Below are 18,071 nucleotides of genomic sequence, written 5' to 3'. Positions count from 1 at the left end.
CGCGAGGCAAGGTATCAAAATACCAGGAACGGAAGTCCAAACAGTGCCTATTTCATGCGCGGTCGGCAGTCCGGCGGCGCTCCCGACTTGTTAAGCGATTGATCCTTTGGAGGTCGAAACCGCTTCCGGGCCATGCTAAGGGGCTGCGCGAACCCGCTTGCCTGCCTTGCCCTGCCCGGTTCGCCGGGCCGATGGACCCGAGAGATGACCGCGACTGCCACCTCAAATGCTGCCGGCTCCGCCTGGGCGGAAACGCTGCTCTTGTCGTTCGCGCAGGCCGGCTATGTCAGGGCCGAGCCGGCGATCCTGCAACCGGCCGAGCTGTTCCTGGACCTCTCCGGCGAGGACATCCGCAAGAGCCTTTATCTCACCACCGACCTCTCCGGCGCAGAGCTCTGCCTGCGCCCGGACCTCACCATCCCGGTTGCGCGCGACTATCTCGCCTCTGGCCGTGCCGGCCAGCCGGCCGGGTTCAGCTATCTCGGCCCGGTGTTTCGCTACCGTAGCGGCCAGCCCTCCGAGTTCCTGCACGCCGGCATCGAATCGTTCGCCCGCCAGGACCGCGCCGCGGCCGATGCCGAGATGCTTGCGCTGGCGCTGGAGGCGACCGCCGCCTTCGGCGTCCGCGATGTGGAGATCCGCACCGGCGACGTCGCGCTGTTCAATGCGCTGCTCGACGCGCTCGACCTGTATCCGGTCTGGCGCCGCCGCCTGGTCAAGGATTTCAACCGCAAGGTCAGCCTGGAGCAGGATCTGGAGCGGCTGGCGGCCGCGACCACGGCGACCCGCAGCGAATACCAGGGCGTGCTGGCGGCGCTCGCCGGCTCCGACCGCAAGGCGGCACTCGCCTTCGTCACCGATCTGATGTCGATCGCCGGCACCACCAATGTTGGCGGCCGCACCACGGCCGAGATCGCCGATCGCTTCCTCGAGCAATCCACGCTGAAGGGCGGCGCCCTGCCGCGCGAGGCGATCGTCGTGCTCAAGCGCTTCTTGGGCGTTTCAGGCAATCCCGACGACGCGATCGCCGAGTTGCGCGCGCTGACCGCGGATGCAAAGCTCGATCTCGATGCTGCGATCGACCAGTTCGAGAGCCGCGTCGGCTTCATGGCCGCGCGTGGCATCGACGTGAAGCAAACGCGCTTTTCGACGGCGTTCGGGCGCGGCCTCGATTATTACACCGGCTTCGAGTTCGAGCTTCATCACAGGGGCAACGGCGCCGAGCCGCTCATCGCCGGCGGCCGCTATGACGGGCTGATGACCCAGCTCGGCTCCGCCGAGCCGATTCCCGCCGTCGGCTTCTCGGTCTGGGTTGACGCGCTGACGAAGATCGGCCGCAAGGTGGGAGCTTAAGTCATGAGCGCGCCATTCGTTCTGGCCGTTCCTTCCAAGGGCCGTTTGCAGGAGAACGCCGAGGCCTTTTTCGCCCGTGCGGGACTCAAGCTGTCGAAGGCCGGCGGCGCCCGCGACTACCGCGGCACGATTGCGGGCCTCGACAATGTCGAGGTCGCCTATCTCTCCGCGAGCGAAATCGCATCGCAATTGTCGCGCGGCTTCGCGCATCTCGGGGTCACCGGCGAGGATCTGGTGCGCGAGACCATCGCCGATGCCGACAGGCGCGTGTCGCTGATCGAGGGGCTCGGCTTCGGCTATGCCGACGTGGTCGTCGCGGTGCCGCAGGCCTGGATCGACGTCCGCACCATGGCCGACCTCGATGACGTCACCACCGGCTTCCGCGAGCAGCATCACATGCGGATGCGGGTCGCGACCAAGTTCGTCAATCTGACCCGTACGTTCTTCCAGACCCACGGCATCACCGATTACCGCATCGTCGAAAGCGCGGGCGCGACCGAAGGCGCACCGGCGGCTGGCAGCGCCGAGCTGATCGTCGATATCACCACGACCGGCGCGACGCTCGCCGCCAACGGCTTGCGGGTGCTCGACGACGGCGTGATCCTGCGCAGCCAGGCCAATCTCGTGGCGTCGAAGGATGCCGACTGGTCGCCGCAGGCGCGAGAGACAGCCCGTGTCATCCTCGATCACATCGCAGCGCGGGCGCGGGCCAACAAGTACCGCGAGGTCCGGACCCGCTTCCGGCAGTGCGATGCCGCCCTGCTGGGCGAGGCCCACAGCCGGTTCGGCGTCGAAGCTCCTTTTGGCGGACCGACTTCGTCAGGGATGCTGACGCTGCACTGCCCACCAGGGCAGCTTTATGCGCTGGCGACCTTCCTGCGGGAGCATGGCGCCGAGACCGTCTCGGTGGGATCGCTCGACTACGTGTTCGACCGGGAGAACCCGCTGTTCGCGAAGCTCGAGGCGTTTCTGGGACGTTGAGCCAGGTTCGTTCAGCATAGCGACAGCAAACGGCAGCTACCATATGCTGTTGAGAAGATCTAACACCTCTGGAACCTTGATCGATGACGCTGGGCTCTGACGTTTCCGGCATGACGACCACCGCAGCGAGCGCCGCAGCGAAGGGGCTGTCGATCGTCATCCCCGTCTACAACGAGGCGGCGGGTCTATCGGCCTTGCATCAGCGCATCTGCGATCTCGCCAAGACCCTGCGGCAACGCTATCGCCTCTCCTGCGAGGTCGTCTATGTCGACGATGGCAGCAAGGATGCGACGCTGGCGATCGCGCGATCGTTGCCCGCGGACGCGATCGATGTCCAGGTGGTGTCGCTGTCGCGCAATTTCGGCAAGGAGGCCGCGCTGATGGCGGGCCTCGACCATGCCCGGCTCGGTGCCGTCATGTTCATGGACGGTGACGGCCAGCACCCGCCGGCACTGGTCGAGCAGCTGGTGCGGCACTGGATCGACGACGGCTATGACGTCGTCTACACCGCCAAGGCGCATCGCGACAACGAGCCTTTCTTGCGGCGGGTCGCGGTGCACGGCTTCTACGCGCTGATCAATTGGGGTGCTCGCCAGAAGATTCCCGAGGACGCCGGCGATTTCCGCCTGCTGTCGCCGCGCGCGGTCGCTGCGCTCAGGCAGCTGCCGGAGCGCAACCGTTTCTTCAAGGGCCTCGCCAGCTGGATCGGCTTCCGCCAGATCCGCGTAGACTATGAACCCGCGGCGCGCGCCCATGGCGTCACCACCTTCAACGCCGCAAGCCTGCTCGGCCTCTCGATCGAGGGCCTGACCTCGTTCTCGGTGGCACCGCTGCGCTTCGCCAGCCTGTTCGGCGTCATTCTCGCCGGAGGTGCCTTCCTGTTCGGCCTTTCGATCCTCTGGGAGGTGCTCACGACCGGCAAGCAGGTGCCCGGCTATCCCTCGCTCGTGATCGGCCTGATGACCATCGGCGGCGTGCAGCTCATCATGATCGGCATCGTCGGCGAATATATCGGCAAGATCCTCTCCGAGCTGAAGGCGCGGCCGATCTACTTCGTCGCCGAACACAGCGAAAAGCACTCCGAGGCCGACAAGGCCCAGGACGCCTCAAGCCGGGACGCGGCGAGCAGGACGGCGGCCGAATGAGCGCGGCCGCGGACCTGCGGCGGATCTGGCTCTGCGCGGACGATTACGGCATCAGCCCGGGCGTCAATCGCGGCATCCGTGACCTGATCGAACGCGGCCGCCTCAACGCAACCTCGGTGATGATGGTGGGGCCGGCGATCGCACGCAGCGACGTCGAAGCGCTTCAATCCGCGGCCGAGACCAGCCCGCGCTGTGCGATCGGGTTGCATGTGACGCTGTCGGCGCCGTTCCGGCCATTGACGATGCACTTCCGTCCGCTCGACGGCGACATGTTCATGCCGTTCCCGAAGCTGCTGCGCGCGGGCCTCCTGCGGCGGCTCGACCGCGAATTCGTCCGCAACGAGGTCAAGTCGCAGCTGGCAGCCTTCATGGACGCGTTCGGGCGCGCACCCGATTTCGTCGACGGTCACCAGCACGTGCAGCTCTACCCGCAGGTGCGCGACGGCTTTGTCGATGCGGTCGTTGAGGCTGTGCCGAACGCCTGGGTGCGTCAGGGCGGCCGCGATCTACCGCTCAGGCAGCGGCTGGCGTCCCCCAAGGCTCTGGTGCTCGACAGTCTCAGCGCGCAATTCCGCCGCCGCGCCGGCAACGCAGGCCTCAGCTTCAATCCCGGCTTCGCCGGCGCCTATGATTTTACGCGCGCCGCCGATTTCGGCGCGCTGATGCGGCAGTTCCTGGAAGGCCTCCCCGACGGCGGTCTCGTGATGTGCCATCCCGGGTTCGTCGATGACGTCCTCGCCAGCCTCGACCCGATGACGGACGTGCGTGAACGCGAACATGCCTATCTCGCCGGCGACGCCTTCCCGCGCCTGCTGGCGGACAGCAAGGTGACATTGGGATGAGCCGGCGCAACGACAGCTTGTCGCATACGGAAATTTAATCCGGGCGACACTGTTGGGGCCATAATGGAACCCTACATCTCCTGCGCGCTTGGTTTGCGCGAAGGAGAGAGATCATGACGCCGCAGGAACGCCAGCTCGTCGACGACCTTTTTGACCGGCTTTCAAAGCTGGAAAATGCACCGCGCGATCCCGATGCGGTCGCCGCGATCTCCGATGGCCTGCGCAAGGCTCCCGGCGCCGTCTATGCGCTGGTGCAGACCACGCTGCTGCAGGACGAAGCGCTCAAGCGCGCGCATAATCGCATCCAGGAGCTCGAATCCGCTCAGGCGCCGGACCCTGCCCAGTCCGGCGGCTTCCTCGACACCATGCGCGATACGCTGTTCGGCGGGGCACCCTCACGTGGCTCGGTGCCGAACGTGCCGCCGCGCGAGCAGCGCCCGACATGGAATAGCGGCCAGGCGATGCAGCAGGCCCAGCCGGGCTACGGCGCGCCTTATGGCCAAGGTCCGGGACAAGGTTTTGGCGCCCCGCCCGCGGGCGGTGGCGGCGGCTCGTTCCTAGGTACGGCGGCGGCGGCCGCGGCCGGCGTCGTCGGCGGCTCGCTGCTGCTCTCCAGCATCCGCGGCATGATGGGTGGATCGCATCAACAGGGCTTTGGCGACAGCAATGCTCTCGGCGACCGCAGCGCTGGTGGGAGCCCCTGGGGCGGCGGCGGCGACCAGTCCGGCGGATCGCTGGCGCGCGATGCCGGCCTCAATGACATCGGCTCGAACCGCGATTCCCGCCAGGGCTTGTTCGATCAGGCGTCGAACGACGATCGGCACAACGACAACAACCAGAGCTACGACGATCACGACGACAACATGGACATGGCCGACGACGGCGATTTCGGCGACGACGACGGCGGCAGCGATTACGCGTGACGTCGCCCGATAGTGGCGCAAGCAAAGACGGCCGCCCAAGTGGCGGCCGTTTTCATTTCGAACCTCGCGCGATCACAACACCACGACCTTGGTGCCGACACTGACGCGGCCGTAGAGGTCGATGACGTCCTCGTTGCGCATGCGGATGCAGCCGGAGGAGACGTTGGTGCCGATGGTCCAGGGCTCGTTGGAGCCGTGAATGCGATAGAGCGTCGAGCCGAGATACATCGCGCGGGCGCCGAGCGGATTGTCCGGGCCGCCTTCCATGTGCCTGGGCAGATCGGGCCGGCGCGCGAGCATTTCGGCCGGCGGCGTCCATGCCGGCCATTCGCGCTTGGCCGTAATCGATTTCACGCCGGACCAGGTGAAGCCAGGACGGCCGACGCCGATGCCGTAGCGCATCGCCCTGCCGTTGCCCTCGACGAGGTAGAGGAACTTGTTCGGCGTGTCGACCACGATCGTGCCGGGACTTTCCTTGCCGTTATAGTCAACAAGTTGTTTCTCGAATTTCGGATCGAACGGACGCTGCCGCGGGTCGACGGCGTCCTGCTGCAGCGCGCCTTGCTGAATTGCGCCTTGCTGATATTCACCCTGCATCTGCGGCTCGCCCATCGGCGGCAGGCGGCGCTGATCGTAGTAAGCCGGCTGCTGCTGATATACCGGTCGCTCGGGCGCGTAAGCCGGACCGCGTCCGGGGCCGTCGCCGAACAGAAACTCGATGAAGCCGCCGCCCAGGTTCGAATTTGAAGCGACGCGCACCGGCGCTGGCGGCACCCGCGGCGCGTAGAGCACCGCAGGCGGATCGTTCGGCACGCTGTTGTCGAAGGCGCCGGCTTCGTTCACGCCGGCAATGAAGGTACAAGCGCTGCCGAGCAGCGCGACAGACATTTTTTTGAACATCGACGTACTCTGTACTGTTTCGTCTAGATCACACACCCCGTAGACGGTGCCTGGCTGATCGGCGCCCGCGACGTGGTCAATAAAAGGCAAAAGCCGTTTTGTTTGGTAAACGGAACGAGCGTTTGGATTCACCACGTCGCGAGCGACGGCGCAATTTGGCAATCAGCGTTTATTTTCCATGAACGTCGCGCGTCCATGGTTAATCGCCGCTTGCGCAGCGTCGCGCGAAGCCGCCGAGCGGTTCCGGCTGTGAACTTCGTGTTAAATCGCTTCTGCCTACAAAGACGCGTGAGTGAGGTGGGGGGAGTATCCTGATGGCTGTTCACCGCAAGCGTTTTCGTGTCGAGGATATCGTTGCTGGCGAGATGCCCGTTCTAGACGTGACTGAAGAGGTACTCCCGATGCATAGCGAGATCATGGCCGAGCTGCGTGCGATCCGCGCACAGATGGCGAAGGGCCTCGCCGCGGCTCCGCTGTCCGGCAGCGCAGCCATGGCGGCGATCGACGCCTCGACGGCTCACGAGCTCGCCGAAGCGCGTGCCATGCTCGACACCTACCGAGCGCAGATCGAGCAGTGCGAGAAGCTGAAGGTCGAGCTCGACCTCATCCACGACGCCATCGATCGCACCAAGCGCGAAATCGCAACGTTGCACGGCAAGAGCTTCGACGGCGGGGAGATGGCCAAGGTCAATGGCGAGCTCGGCGCGGTGGTCGGCGGCACCGAGCAGGCGACCCAGCAGATCCTCGAGGCCGCGGAATCGATCGACCAGGCCGCCAGCGCGATGTCCAAGGTCGACTCGGCCGATCAGCAGAAGCGGCTCGCCGACGACATCCAGGAACGCGTCATCTCGATCTTCGAAGCCTGCAACTTCCAGGACCTGACCGGCCAGCGCATCAGCAAGGTCATGAACACCATGAAGTTCATCGAGCAGCACATCAATGCGATGATGGACATCTGGGGCGGCGTCGACGCGATCAAGGCCCATGTGCCTGCGCAGGTCGACAACCGCAGCGACGACGAGAAGCTGCTCAATGGCCCGAAGCTCGCCGGCGACGTCGGCCACGCCTCGCAGGACGACATCGACGCGCTGTTCGACTGAGCGGTCGCGGATACGGAATGACGAGAAACAAAAACGCCGGTCCCAGGACCGGCGTTTTGCTTTGAGCGAAGCAATGACGAGGGGTTAGGCCGGAGGCCACCTCACGCCCGGGGCGCGCAGCGGACGTAGACCATGTTGCCGTAGCGGGTGGCGGCGTCCTTGTCGATGAAGCGGGTGATCAGGACGCGGCCGTCGAAGGAGATGATCTCGCGGTCCTGGTCGCCGGGGGTCGGACCGGCGGGACCGATGTAGTTCTTGCCGCTCGGAGAGCCCTTGAGCCGCAGTTCCTGCGGCGTCGCCTGGTCGGCGAGATGCATGATGACGCCGCCGGAGGAGCCGGCGGTGATCACGTAGGGGTTCTTGCATTGGGCGCGCGCGGCGGCTTCTGTGCGAGCACGGTCGGCGGGGTTCTGGAACGAGGCGAGGCCCCAGCGGCCGACGATCTCGTCGGCGCGGATGGTGGCGGGCATTTCCGGAGCCACGCCGGGCTCGGCTTCGGGCGGCGGCGGGGAGGACGTCAAGGACGGCAGGTTGAAGCCGCCGCCGCAGGCTCCCAGCAGCAGCGCCAGACAAGAGGCGGCGGCCAGATTGGCAACCGTGCGCGCGTGAGCCGAACTGATCATGGCATTCCCCCCGAACAAGACCATGGCCGCACCCCTCCCGCAGCCAAGCGCAAAACTGCTGCCGGAGCAATGACGTCCTTCTGTACGCCGACACCCCGAACGAGTTTCCAATGCCACCATCCTATATCCGCCTCAACAACCGCTTAACCACCTTTGCTTGACAGGATCGCGGCCAAGCCATATTTCCGGGCCCACTATTAGCACTCGGAAAGCCCGATTGCTAAGCGCGCCGTTCGATTCTCGATGAGAGGGTGGACGGAAGCGCCGCCCCACCGACTTCCACTATTTCCTAAGCGAGCCTCCAAAGGGAAACGTCATGGCTAAATCCAAATTTCGTCCGCTGCATGACCGTGTCGTGGTCAAACGTATCGACGCCGAGGAAAAGACCAAGGGCGGCATCATCATTCCCGACACTGCCAAGGAAAAGCCCTCCCAGGGCGAAATCGTCGCCGTCGGCCCCGGCGGCCGGGACGAGACTGGCAAGCTGATCCCGATCGACCTCAAGGTCGGCGACCGCGTGCTGTTCGGCAAGTGGTCGGGCACCGAGGTCAAGATCGACAACGAAGAGCTCCTGATCATGAAGGAGTCGGACATCATGGGCGTGCTGGCCTAGGGCCATTCGCCTGAACGGCCGCTGAATATCGTCTCGTCATGCCCGGGCAGAAGCGCGTCTTCGCGCTAGACGACCCGGGCGTCCAGCACGTTTCGCAACATGATGGATTGCCGGGTCAAGCCCGGCAATGACGAAGAAGAAGCGGCAAGACACATCACGAACACGAGGGATTGAGAGATGGCTGCCAAAGACGTCAAATTCTCCGGAGACGCGCGCGATCGCATGCTGCGCGGCGTCGACATTCTCGCCAACGCCGTCAAGGTGACGCTCGGCCCGAAGGGCCGCAACGTCGTCATCGAGAAGTCGTTCGGCGCGCCCCGCATCACCAAGGACGGCGTCACCGTCGCCAAGGAAATCGAGCTCGAGGACAAGTTCGAGAACATGGGCGCCCAGATGGTGCGTGAGGTCGCCTCCAAGACCAACGACCTCGCCGGCGACGGCACCACCACCGCGACCGTGCTGGCCCAGGCCATCGTGCGGGAGGGCGCCAAGGCAGTTGCGGCCGGCATGAACCCGATGGACCTCAAGCGCGGCATCGACTCCGCCGTCGCCGCCGTGATCAAGGACATCGAGAAGCGCGCCAAGCCGGTCGCCTCCTCTTCCGAGGTCGCCCAGGTCGGCACCATTTCGGCCAACGGCGATGCCGCCATCGGCAAGATGATCGCCCAGGCCATGCAGAAGGTCGGCAACGAGGGCGTCATCACCGTCGAGGAGAACAAGTCGCTCGAGACCGAGGTGGACATCGTCGAGGGCATGAAGTTCGACCGCGGCTATCTCTCACCCTACTTCGTCACCAACCCCGAGAAGATGACCGCCGAGTTCGAGGACGCCTACATCCTCCTGCATGAGAAGAAGCTCTCGGGCCTCCAGGCCATGCTGCCCGTGCTCGAAGCGGTGGTGCAGTCGGGCAAGCCGCTCGTCATCATCGCCGAGGACGTCGAGGGCGAGGCGCTGGCCACCCTGGTCGTCAACCGCCTGCGTGGCGGCCTCAAGGTCGCCGCCGTCAAGGCGCCGGGCTTCGGCGACCGCCGCAAGGCCATGCTGGAGGACATCGCGATCCTCACCGGCGGCCAGCTGATCTCCGAGGAGCTCGGCATCAAGCTCGAGAACGTCACGGTGAAGATGCTCGGCCGCGCCAAGAAGGTGGTGATCGACAAGGAGAACACCACGATCGTCAACGGCGCCGGCAAGAAGCCCGACATCGAGGCCCGGGTCGGCCAGATCAAGGCCCAGATCGAGGAGACCACCTCGGACTACGACCGCGAGAAGCTCCAGGAGCGCCTCGCCAAGCTCGCCGGCGGCGTCGCGGTGATCCGCGTCGGCGGCGCCACCGAGATCGAGGTCAAGGAGAAGAAGGACCGCGTCGAGGACGCGCTCAACGCCACCCGCGCCGCGGTGCAGGAAGGCATCGTCCCCGGCGGCGGCGTCGCGCTGCTCCGCGCCAAGAAGGCCGTGGGCCGTCTCACCAACGCCAATGACGACGTCCAGGCCGGCATCAACATCGTGCTGAAGGCGCTGGAAGCCCCGATCCGCCAGATCTCCGAGAACGCCGGCGTGGAGGGCTCGATCGTCGTCGGCAAGATCCTGGAGAACAAGTCCGAGACTTTCGGCTTCGACGCCCAGAACGAGGACTATGTCGACATGGTCGAGAAGGGCATCATCGATCCCGCCAAGGTGGTTCGCACCGCGCTGCAGGACGCCTCCTCCGTGGCCGGCCTCTTGGTGACCACCGAAGCCATGGTCGCCGAAACGCCGAAGAAGGACGCGCCGCCCGCCATGCCCGCCGGCGGCGGGATGGGTGGCTTCTAAGCCTCCACCCCACGACATTGATTGCGAAGGCCGCCTCCGGGCGGCCTTCTTTTTTGCCGACCTTCCCCTTTCGCTTTCCGATTCAACCAGCGGCCAAAACCCACTACGGTGGCGCGCCGATTCGATTGCGCGAGGATTTCATCGATGCGTGCGCTTCTGGTTTGTTCGACGGCCGTCGTGGCGGCCCTGCTCGCCGTTTGGCCGGATCGGGCCCCTGCCCAGATGAAGCTGTCGCCGAAGGCGACAGCACCGGGCGGAACCGAGACGCGCTATTTCACCTCGATCGACGGACTGATGGACGGCAATGCCGACGTGATCCTGAAAGAGACGCGCCAGGGCAAGAATGTCACCGCGGCGGTGCTCGATGTCTGTTACCCGATCGCCAGGAATTCCGACCGCAAGGACCGCTTCGTCGTCAATCTCCAGGTCGCGGGGCAGACGTTGACCGGAACGACGCAGAGCCTTGGCGAGAAGTCGCCGGTCAGCGTCAAGCTGACGCGCAAGCAGTCCGGCGACACGTTTGAATTCCGCGGCCAGATCTCGATCGGCCAGGCCGTGACCGAGGTCACATCGCCCGACAATTCCGACCTCAGCGAAAGGGAATTCCTGGACAACCAGACCTCCGACGACGGCATCACCTCCCAGCCGAAGGACTTCACGGACGTTTCTCCGGAAGCGATTGCGGTCAGGGTCAAGCTCGACGCTGCGACGGACTTCCTGAAGAGCCTGAAGGGCCAGGAGGTCGAGGTGACGCTGGCGAGCCTCAGCGTCGGCTGCGATGCACTGCGCGCGGGCGAGCAGACCATCAACATGTCGGTCGATCCAGAGCGTGCGGGCGCGCTGCTGGCCAAGTTCAAGGCGATGCCGGGCGTCACGGCGGCAGGTTGGACCGCGGGCATGACCGAGATGGACCGGACCATCCGCTTCCCCGCGGCGGACTGGCGCGAGGGCGACAAGATCAACAAAGCCAGGCTTGCGACTGCGGTGGCCAACGTGCTGAGCAGGACACTCGCCGCAAAGCCGGTCTCGCAGGACTTCGATCCCGCAACGGGCAAGCTCAAGCTGGTGTTCAAGCGGCCCAATCAGGATTTTCCGGCGCTCGAGCTCACCGACACGATCGAGGTCGCAGGGCTCGTATCGCCGGACAAGCCGGGCTCCACCGACAAGCTCATGCTCTGGATCGGCAGTCCCGCCACCACGACTGCCGACGAGAGCGGCGGCGCCAAACTCAATCTGTCCGACGACGCGAGCCTGGACGAAGAAGGCGATCTTCCCGAGGACAACGGGTCGATCGAGGCGCTTGCCCGGGAGCTGAAGGGCCAGCACTGGGACGCGGACAAGTCGGTGTGGAAGTGACGTAGTCTATTCCGGGGCGACGCCTCAGGCGTCGAACCCGGAAGGACCTGACGGTCAATTCCCCGTCGTGCGAAAACGCAGCGGTTTCGGGCCGATCAGCGTGAGCACGTCGCCTTGGCGCGTCCAGGTCTCGACGCTGCCGAGCGCTGCCAGGAGTTCGTCGTCGGCCCGGGCCCGGGCGGGCGGGCAGGAACGGTCCTGGATCTGCCCGGGAACGAAGATCACGGTGTTGCCGGCGACCGAGAACTGCCCCTTGCCGCCCTTGCACCAAAGCTCCAGCACAACCTCGCCGTGGTCGCCGATCTCGATGTTCGGTATCCGCTTCGAGCCGGCTTGCGGCAGCGCTTCCAGCGTCATTTCGGTACCGAACGGAAACCCCTCCTGGGCACGCGCGAATGTGGACATCGCGAGCATTGCAACCGCGGCACACATCAATCGTTTGAGCGAAACCATGAAACCCCTGGACCGACCTGATTCGCGGCACCTTCTATAAGACGGCCGCGTCCTTGAGAAGGTTCGCGCAGATGCAAAGATCCCCGCGAGGGGATCCTCGCGGGGATTTGCGTCGTCAGCGACATCGATCGCTACTTCAGCACCAGCTCCGTGAACGGCCAGACATAGGCCTGCAGCGTCACGAGCACGCCGACGAGGCACGCCAGCACGATCGAGTGCCAGAACACGAAGCGCAGGATAGTGCCCTCATGGCCGTACCAGTTGGTGGCGGTGGAGGCGACCACGATCGATTGCGCATCAATCATCTTGCCCATGACGCCGCCGGAGGAGTTCGCCGCCGCCATCAGCACCGGCGACAGGCCAAGCTGCTCGGAGGTGATCTTCTGCAGGTTTCCGAACAGCACGTTGGAGGCGGTGTCCGATCCCGTCAGCGCCACGCCGAGCCAGCCGAGCAGCGTGCCGAAGAAGGGATAGAGCACGCCGGTCGCCGCGAAGGCGAGGCCGAGCGTGGCGTCGACGCCGGACAGGCGCGTCAGCGTGCCTATCGCCAGCATCGCCGAGATCGTGATCAGCGAGATCGCGCACAGCCGGATGGTGCGGCCGTACTCGGCCGCCAGCTTGCCGGGACCGACCCCCATCAGGATGCCTGCGATGATCGCAGCGATCAGCATGCCCGTGCCGGTGAAGGACAAGTAGGTGAAGGCGAACACCGCACTCTCTTTCGTCGGGCCCGGCGCAACCGGCGGCATCTTGTTGATCATCTGGTGCAGCTCGGGCACGGGGTAGTTCCAGACGAAGATCGAGTTCGCCCACGCCTTGAAGCCACCGTTGCCCCAGATCAGCATCACGATGCAGACGATGATCCAAGGCAGCAGCGCGCTGAACAGCTCGCTCTGCGTCAGCGGCGTCTTGTCGAGCGGCCTTGCCGCCGCCATGGTGGCGGCCGATTCATCATTGCCGCGCAACGCCGGCGACAGCCAGAGCTGCTTCGGCTGCCACACCTTCAGGAACAGGATCAGTGCGCCCATCGAGATCAGCGACGCGCCGATGTCGACGATCCAGGGATTGATGTAGTTCGAGATCACGAATTGCGGGACGGCAAACGATATGCCGGTAACGAAGATCGCCGGCCAGACGTCCTTCATGCCCTTCCAGCCCGCGAATGCCCACACCACCCAGAACGGCACGATCAGCGAGAAGACCGGCAATTGCCGGCCGACCATCGCACCGAGGATGTAAGGATCGATCCCGGTGACGGAGGAGAGGCCCTGGATCGGCGTACCCAGAGCGCCATAGGCGACCGGGGCGGTGTTGGCGATCAGCGACAGGCCGGAAGCTGCGAGTGGCGAGAAGCCGAGACCGATCAGGACCGCGCCGGTGATCGCGACCGGCGTGCCGAAGCCCGAGGCGCCCTCGAAAAATGCGCCGAACGAGAAGGCGATCAGCAATAATTGCAGCCGCCGGTCCTCGGTGACACCACCGACCGCGCGCTTCAAAAGCTCGAAGCGCCCGGTGGCCACCGTCACCTGGTAGAGAAAGATGACGTTGAGAACGATCCAGCCGATGGGAAAGAAACCGGTCACGACGCCCAGCACCGAGGCGCGGATCGACATGTTCGCAGGCATGGTGAAGACGAAGATCGTGATCAGGTTGGCCACGATCACGGCAATAATGGCCGCGATATGCGCCTGGACGCGCCCGCTCGCGATCAGCACCAGCAACGTGACGACGGGCACCGCCGCCGCGATCGTCGACAGCACCGGGCTGTTCAGCGGATCATAGACTTGATTCCACATGGTCTTTCTCCCCACGCATGTTTGTGGCAGGCGGCCCGCGTGGAGAGCCGGTCCTGCTTGAAGCTGAAGCGATAAAGCCTGAGCTGGACGCAAATTCCTCGCGAACGCGGCGGTTCCCGCCCGCTCACAAGCTCGCGAAAATCCCTGAGCATCCACCCGCGCCGTCGAGCCCCATGCTAGGGTCGCCGGGTGCGACAATCCACCGCAAATTGTAGAGCTTGCGACTTTGGTCTAACCGCGCCCGTTTCCAACATTGCCTCAAGTCTTTGGCCCTGGGCCGCTATACACGCATTCCCCGAGGAGACCCTGCTCTGTGAAGAACATCAGCGCCACGCTCGCGATCGTCTGGCGAATCGCCGCCCCCTATTTCCGATCCGAGGACAAATGGGCCGGGCGCGGCCTGCTCGCCGCGGTGGTCGCGATGGAACTGGCACTGGTCGCGATCGATGTGCTGGTGAACCAGTGGCAGAACCGGTTCTACAGCGCGCTCCAGACCAGCGACTGGGACACCTTCGTGCGGGAGATCTGGATCTTTATCGCGCTCGCGTTCACCTATATCGCGCTCGCGGTCTACAAGCTTTACCTCAACCAGTGGCTCCAGATTCGCTGGCGGCAATGGCTCACGCGGCACTATCTCGGCGAATGGCTGCAGAATGCCACGCATTACCGCATGCAGCTCAAGGGCGATGCGGCCGACAACCCGGACCAGCGCATCACCGAGGACGTCAAGAACTTCGTCGAGCAGACGCTGAGCATCGGGCTCGGCCTGCTCTCGTCGATCGTGACGCTGTTCTCCTTCGTGATCATCCTCTGGGGCCTTTCAAACGCGGCACCGCTGCGCCTGTTCGGCACCGATGTCATGATTCCCGGCTATCTGTGCTGGGGCGCGTTGATCTACGCGATCTTCGGCACCGCGCTGACGCATTGGATCGGCGCACCGCTGGTCAACCTCAACTTCGAACAGCAACGCTATGAGGCTGACTTCCGCTTCAATCTCGTCCGCGTCCGCGAGAATTCCGAGCAGATCGCGCTGCTCAACGGCGAAGGCGCCGAACGTGCCCGCCTGCTCGATCGTTTCGGCTTCGTGATCGCCAACTGGTACGCCATCATGAGCCGGACCAAACGCCTCACCGCGTTCACGGCCAGCTATCAGCAGGCCGCCGTGATCTTTCCCTACGTGCTGGTGGCCCCGGCCTTCTTCGCCAAGAAGATCCAGCTTGGCGACATGATGCAGACCGCATCCGCCTTTTCCAGCGTACAGGGCGCCTTGTCGTTCTTCGTCACGGCTTACCGGTCGCTGGCGGAGTGGCGGTCGATCGTTGCGCGCCTCGATGGCTTTGAAATGTCGGTCGATTCGGCCGCGAACCTGCCGCTCCATGAGCCTGCGATCGCGCTGGAAGTCGCCGGCAGCAGCGGCCATATCGAGCTTGAGCAGCTCTGCGTGAACCTGCCCAACGGCACGCCGCTGGTCGCCGCCAAGGGCTTCGCCATTCAGACGTCGGAGCGCGTGTTGGTGACCGGACCGTCGGGCTCCGGCAAGTCGACGTTGTTCCGGGCCATCGCCGGAGTTTGGCCGTTCGGCACAGGCACGGTCGTCATCCCGGAAAAGGCAAAGCTGATGATGCTGCCGCAGCGGCCCTATTTTCCAGTCGGCATGTTGCGCGACGCCGTGGTCTATCCGGCAGCACCCGGCGCGTTCGCCCCAGCGCAAGTGCGCGACGCGTTGGTCGCGGTCGGGCTGCCGGGCCTCGCAGAGCGGCTTGAAGAGGAGGGTCACTGGAATCGGATGCTGTCGCTCGGCGAGCAGCAGCGCCTTGGGCTTGCGCGCGCGCTGCTGCACATGCCGGACTATCTGTTCCTGGATGAGGCGACCGCCTCGCTGGACGAGCCCTCCGAGGCGCGGCTTTACCGGCTGCTGGCGGAGAAGCTGCCGCAGGCCACCATCGTCTCGATCGGCCACCGCTCGACGCTCGACGCCTTCCACACGCGCAAGGTAGCGCTGGTGAAAGATGGCACAATCCATGTCCTCGGCGGTGAACGGGCTGCAGCGGAGCCGAGCGCGGCGCGCTGAGGCGGAGCGCAAGCCGCATCTGTTCTCCTCCGAATTGAAGCCAAGTCCCTCCCGGCGAGAAGGCGCTCGGTGGCTGTTCGCTGCCGCTGCTGCTTCGCCATGGCCGGCCTCGTCCCGGCCATCTGCGCGCTCGTTGTGCGGCGCTGCCAAGGACGTGGATGCCCGGGCCAAGCCCGGGCATGACTTTCGTGAAGAGACCGCAGCCAAAGCAAAAGGGCGGCAGGTTGCCCTGCCGCCCTCGCCAAGTCGCTTGGAAGAAACTTACTTCAGGTTGGTCATCGCCGTCAGATCGAACGAGAGCTTGGCGATGCCGGTCGCGCCGCACCACTTGGAGCCGGCTCCGCCGGGGTTGATCGGGGTCGCATTGGTCGTTCCGCCGGCGGTATAGTCGCTGGTGAAGGCATTGCAATCACCCCTGCTCAGGTCGGTGTCGGAGTAACGGAGATCCAACGTCATGACCTTGTAGGTGAAGCCGACACCGATATTCCAGGTGTTGTAGTCGGCATATTTGATGCCGTTCGGGAACGGGCCGCCACCCAGCGGGCTGGCAATGCCCGTGCCATAGAACGAATCGGAGGTGCCGAACCACTGACGGCCGAACTCGCCGGACACGTACATCCCGACGCCGCTCGCGCCGAAGGTGGTGCTCGGCGCTATCCATTTGGCCGTGACCGAAGTGTAGTTGCCCCAAGCCCCGGTGTTGAGGAAGTTCGGCGAATAGAACTCGCTGATGCCGAATGCCCAATTGTCATTCACCGTGTAGGTCATCTTGCCGTAGACTTCGAAGAAGCTGACGTCCCTCTTCATGACGTTGCCGTTGAGCAGGGCGTTGGCGGCACACTCGGCGCTGAGCGGATTGCCGGCGGTGTCGGTTGCTGCGCCGTAATAGCAGGTCCCACCCGGATACAGGTAACCCCAGACGCCGATGTCGAAGGCGAACGCACCGAAGGTCGGGCGAATACCGCCGTAGACATCGATCTCGGCCGCCGCGCGGTTCGGGAAGGAGATGCTCTCACCGGCGAGGCCGATATAGAGCTGGAGATCCTTGGTGACGTTGTAGCGCGGCTCGAAATAGGCGGCGACCGACGGTTTGTGGTTCGACTGGGTGATGCCGCGGAAGACGTAGTTGCTCATGATCGCGCCGCCGAAGGCGATATCCCAAGGGTCGAAGGCCGGGGGCGGCGGGGCCTTCAGCGCCTTCACACGCAAATCCGCCGCGAAAGCCGAACCCGTCGTCACCATTGCCAGCGCCGTTGCCAACAAAGCCACTTTTTTCATTTCGATCCCCATCGCCAGTTCTTACTCGGTCGGATCCCGGAAGCCCCCCGGGGGCATACGACCCATCTGCAAAATTGCGTGACTGCGACAATTTGAATTGAGGGGCGTGAACCGAGAAGCAAAAAGGGCGGGCATCTGCCGACTTTTTGGGCGTTTTGACGGTTTCACGAAAGGTTGTCCGCCTGTGTGGCTTCTTGATCACATTATTTGCATTCCAAAGTGCAGAGGAGCCCCGTGTTAGTCCGGACGTCGTTGGCCGGCGTGATCCCAGGGCCACGAATCAGATCGCGCGGAGGAACGCGGCGGTCCACCCTGCTTGCAACGATGCAAAAAGGCCGCAGCGCCCGGCGCTGCGGCCTTCTGTTCTTCCAAGGGGATGGAAAGTCCGACCCTACCCCTGACCCTCGGCAGCCGCCGCCGGCTCCGCAGAAGGCGAAGGCATCGCCCAGCTAGTCTCGGCGGCAGGCTCGGCAGCCGGAGCTTCCGCCGGTGCTGACGGCTTCGGAGCAGGAGCTGCCTTCGCCTTCTTCGGTGCCGCTTTCCTTGCGGCTTTCTTGGGTGCGGCCTTCCTGGCCGACTTTGCCGCGCCCTTCTTGGCGGCTTTCTTCGGGGCGGCCTTCTTGGCAGATTTCTTTGCAGTCTTCTTCGTGGCTTTCTTAGCCGACCTTTTCGCGGACTTCTTGGCTGCTTTCTTGGTTGCTTTCTTGGCCGCTACAGCCTTCTTGGCCTTTCTGGCCTTCTTGCTTTTCTTCTTCTTCGCTTTCGCCATCGTGGTCCTCCTGTTGCCGCCGAACAATGGTCGATCGGGCGTCTTCAGTCGTCACCTCG

Annotated in this window: 16 protein-coding genes; 10 read left to right on the top strand and 6 right to left on the bottom strand. The window is 64.6% G+C overall.

Features of this window, described 5'->3' with window-relative positions; all coding sequences use genetic code 11:
* Window positions 1–204 precede the first annotated feature (204 nt).
* From ASG57_RS21910 to ASG57_RS21890, 5 genes are all read left to right on the top strand, one after another.
* Entirely contained in the window at window positions 205–1,353 is a 1,149-nt protein-coding gene (locus tag ASG57_RS21910; protein WP_057197419.1) for an ATP phosphoribosyltransferase regulatory subunit, read from the top strand.
* Window positions 1,354–1,356: 3 nt separating this feature from the next.
* The gene (gene hisG, locus ASG57_RS21905) at window positions 1,357–2,334 is read left to right on the top strand and encodes an ATP phosphoribosyltransferase (RefSeq protein WP_024337522.1); all 978 of its coding nucleotides are present in this window, start codon (window positions 1,357–1,359) and stop codon (window positions 2,332–2,334) included.
* A gap of 83 nt (window positions 2,335–2,417) precedes the next feature.
* Window positions 2,418–3,479, top strand: coding sequence for a glycosyltransferase family 2 protein (locus tag ASG57_RS21900; RefSeq protein WP_024337521.1), 1,062 nt, complete (start codon window positions 2,418–2,420; stop codon window positions 3,477–3,479).
* Window positions 3,476–4,321, top strand: a complete 846-nt coding sequence (locus ASG57_RS21895) for a ChbG/HpnK family deacetylase (protein ID WP_024337520.1) — start codon at window positions 3,476–3,478, stop codon at window positions 4,319–4,321. Before ASG57_RS21900 ends, ASG57_RS21895 begins: the two co-directional genes overlap by 4 nt.
* 113 nt (window positions 4,322–4,434) lie before the next feature.
* Window positions 4,435–5,244 (top strand): DUF2076 domain-containing protein, encoded by an 810-nt coding sequence (locus ASG57_RS21890; RefSeq protein WP_024337519.1) that lies wholly within the window; start codon window positions 4,435–4,437, stop codon window positions 5,242–5,244.
* Window positions 5,245–5,316: 72 nt separating this feature from the next.
* On the opposite strand, the gene ASG57_RS21885 is transcribed toward ASG57_RS21890, so the two are convergent.
* On the bottom strand, window positions 5,317–6,144 hold the full coding sequence (locus ASG57_RS21885) for a L,D-transpeptidase (RefSeq protein ID WP_024337518.1): 828 nt from the start codon (window positions 6,142–6,144) through the stop codon (window positions 5,317–5,319).
* Between the two features lie 314 nt (window positions 6,145–6,458).
* Between ASG57_RS21885 and ASG57_RS21880 the strand changes: the two genes are divergently transcribed.
* Complete coding sequence (locus ASG57_RS21880) at window positions 6,459–7,244, top strand: protein phosphatase CheZ (RefSeq protein ID WP_024337517.1); 786 nt, start codon at window positions 6,459–6,461, stop codon at window positions 7,242–7,244.
* A gap of 101 nt (window positions 7,245–7,345) precedes the next feature.
* On the opposite strand, the gene ASG57_RS21875 is transcribed toward ASG57_RS21880, so the two are convergent.
* Window positions 7,346–7,867 (bottom strand): hypothetical protein, encoded by a 522-nt coding sequence (locus tag ASG57_RS21875; RefSeq protein WP_024337516.1) that lies wholly within the window; start codon window positions 7,865–7,867, stop codon window positions 7,346–7,348.
* Between the two features lie 316 nt (window positions 7,868–8,183).
* On the opposite strand from ASG57_RS21875, the gene ASG57_RS21870 reads away from it, so the two are divergent.
* From ASG57_RS21870 to ASG57_RS21860, 3 genes are all read left to right on the top strand, one after another.
* Window positions 8,184–8,480 carry a co-chaperone GroES gene (locus ASG57_RS21870; RefSeq protein ID WP_008544107.1) on the top strand — a complete coding sequence of 99 codons (297 nt, stop codon included), beginning with the start codon at window positions 8,184–8,186 and terminating at the stop codon, window positions 8,478–8,480.
* Between the two features lie 177 nt (window positions 8,481–8,657).
* Window positions 8,658–10,289 (top strand): chaperonin GroEL, encoded by a 1,632-nt coding sequence (gene groL, locus ASG57_RS21865; RefSeq protein WP_057197417.1) that lies wholly within the window; start codon window positions 8,658–8,660, stop codon window positions 10,287–10,289.
* 144 nt (window positions 10,290–10,433) lie between these two features.
* Window positions 10,434–11,645, top strand: coding sequence for a hypothetical protein (locus ASG57_RS21860; protein WP_024337514.1), 1,212 nt, complete (start codon window positions 10,434–10,436; stop codon window positions 11,643–11,645).
* Between the two features lie 54 nt (window positions 11,646–11,699).
* Here ASG57_RS21860 and ASG57_RS21855 read toward each other — a convergent pair whose 3' ends face one another.
* On the bottom strand, window positions 11,700–12,098 hold the full coding sequence (locus tag ASG57_RS21855; RefSeq protein WP_057197415.1) for an META domain-containing protein: 399 nt from the start codon (window positions 12,096–12,098) through the stop codon (window positions 11,700–11,702).
* A gap of 131 nt (window positions 12,099–12,229) precedes the next feature.
* Entirely contained in the window at window positions 12,230–13,894 is a 1,665-nt protein-coding gene (locus ASG57_RS21850) for an L-lactate permease (protein WP_024337512.1), read from the bottom strand.
* 313 nt (window positions 13,895–14,207) lie between these two features.
* Between ASG57_RS21850 and ASG57_RS21845 the strand changes: the two genes are divergently transcribed.
* Window positions 14,208–15,965 carry an ABC transporter ATP-binding protein/permease gene (locus ASG57_RS21845; RefSeq protein ID WP_057197413.1) on the top strand — a complete coding sequence of 586 codons (1,758 nt, stop codon included), beginning with the start codon at window positions 14,208–14,210 and terminating at the stop codon, window positions 15,963–15,965.
* 261 nt (window positions 15,966–16,226) lie between these two features.
* Here ASG57_RS21845 and ASG57_RS21840 read toward each other — a convergent pair whose 3' ends face one another.
* Window positions 16,227–17,243 (bottom strand): TorF family putative porin, encoded by a 1,017-nt coding sequence (locus tag ASG57_RS21840; RefSeq protein ID WP_057197493.1) that lies wholly within the window; start codon window positions 17,241–17,243, stop codon window positions 16,227–16,229.
* A gap of 391 nt (window positions 17,244–17,634) precedes the next feature.
* Window positions 17,635–18,039 carry a hypothetical protein gene (locus tag ASG57_RS21835; protein ID WP_200948576.1) on the bottom strand — a complete coding sequence of 135 codons (405 nt, stop codon included), beginning with the start codon at window positions 18,037–18,039 and terminating at the stop codon, window positions 17,635–17,637.
* Window positions 18,040–18,071 lie beyond the last annotated feature (32 nt).

The sequence above is a fragment of the Bradyrhizobium sp. Leaf396 genome (genome assembly GCF_001424605.1).
In the GTDB taxonomy this organism is placed as follows: Bacteria; Pseudomonadota; Alphaproteobacteria; order Rhizobiales; family Xanthobacteraceae; genus Bradyrhizobium; species Bradyrhizobium japonicum_C.
This window is presented reverse-complemented; position numbering and strand designations above follow the sequence as displayed.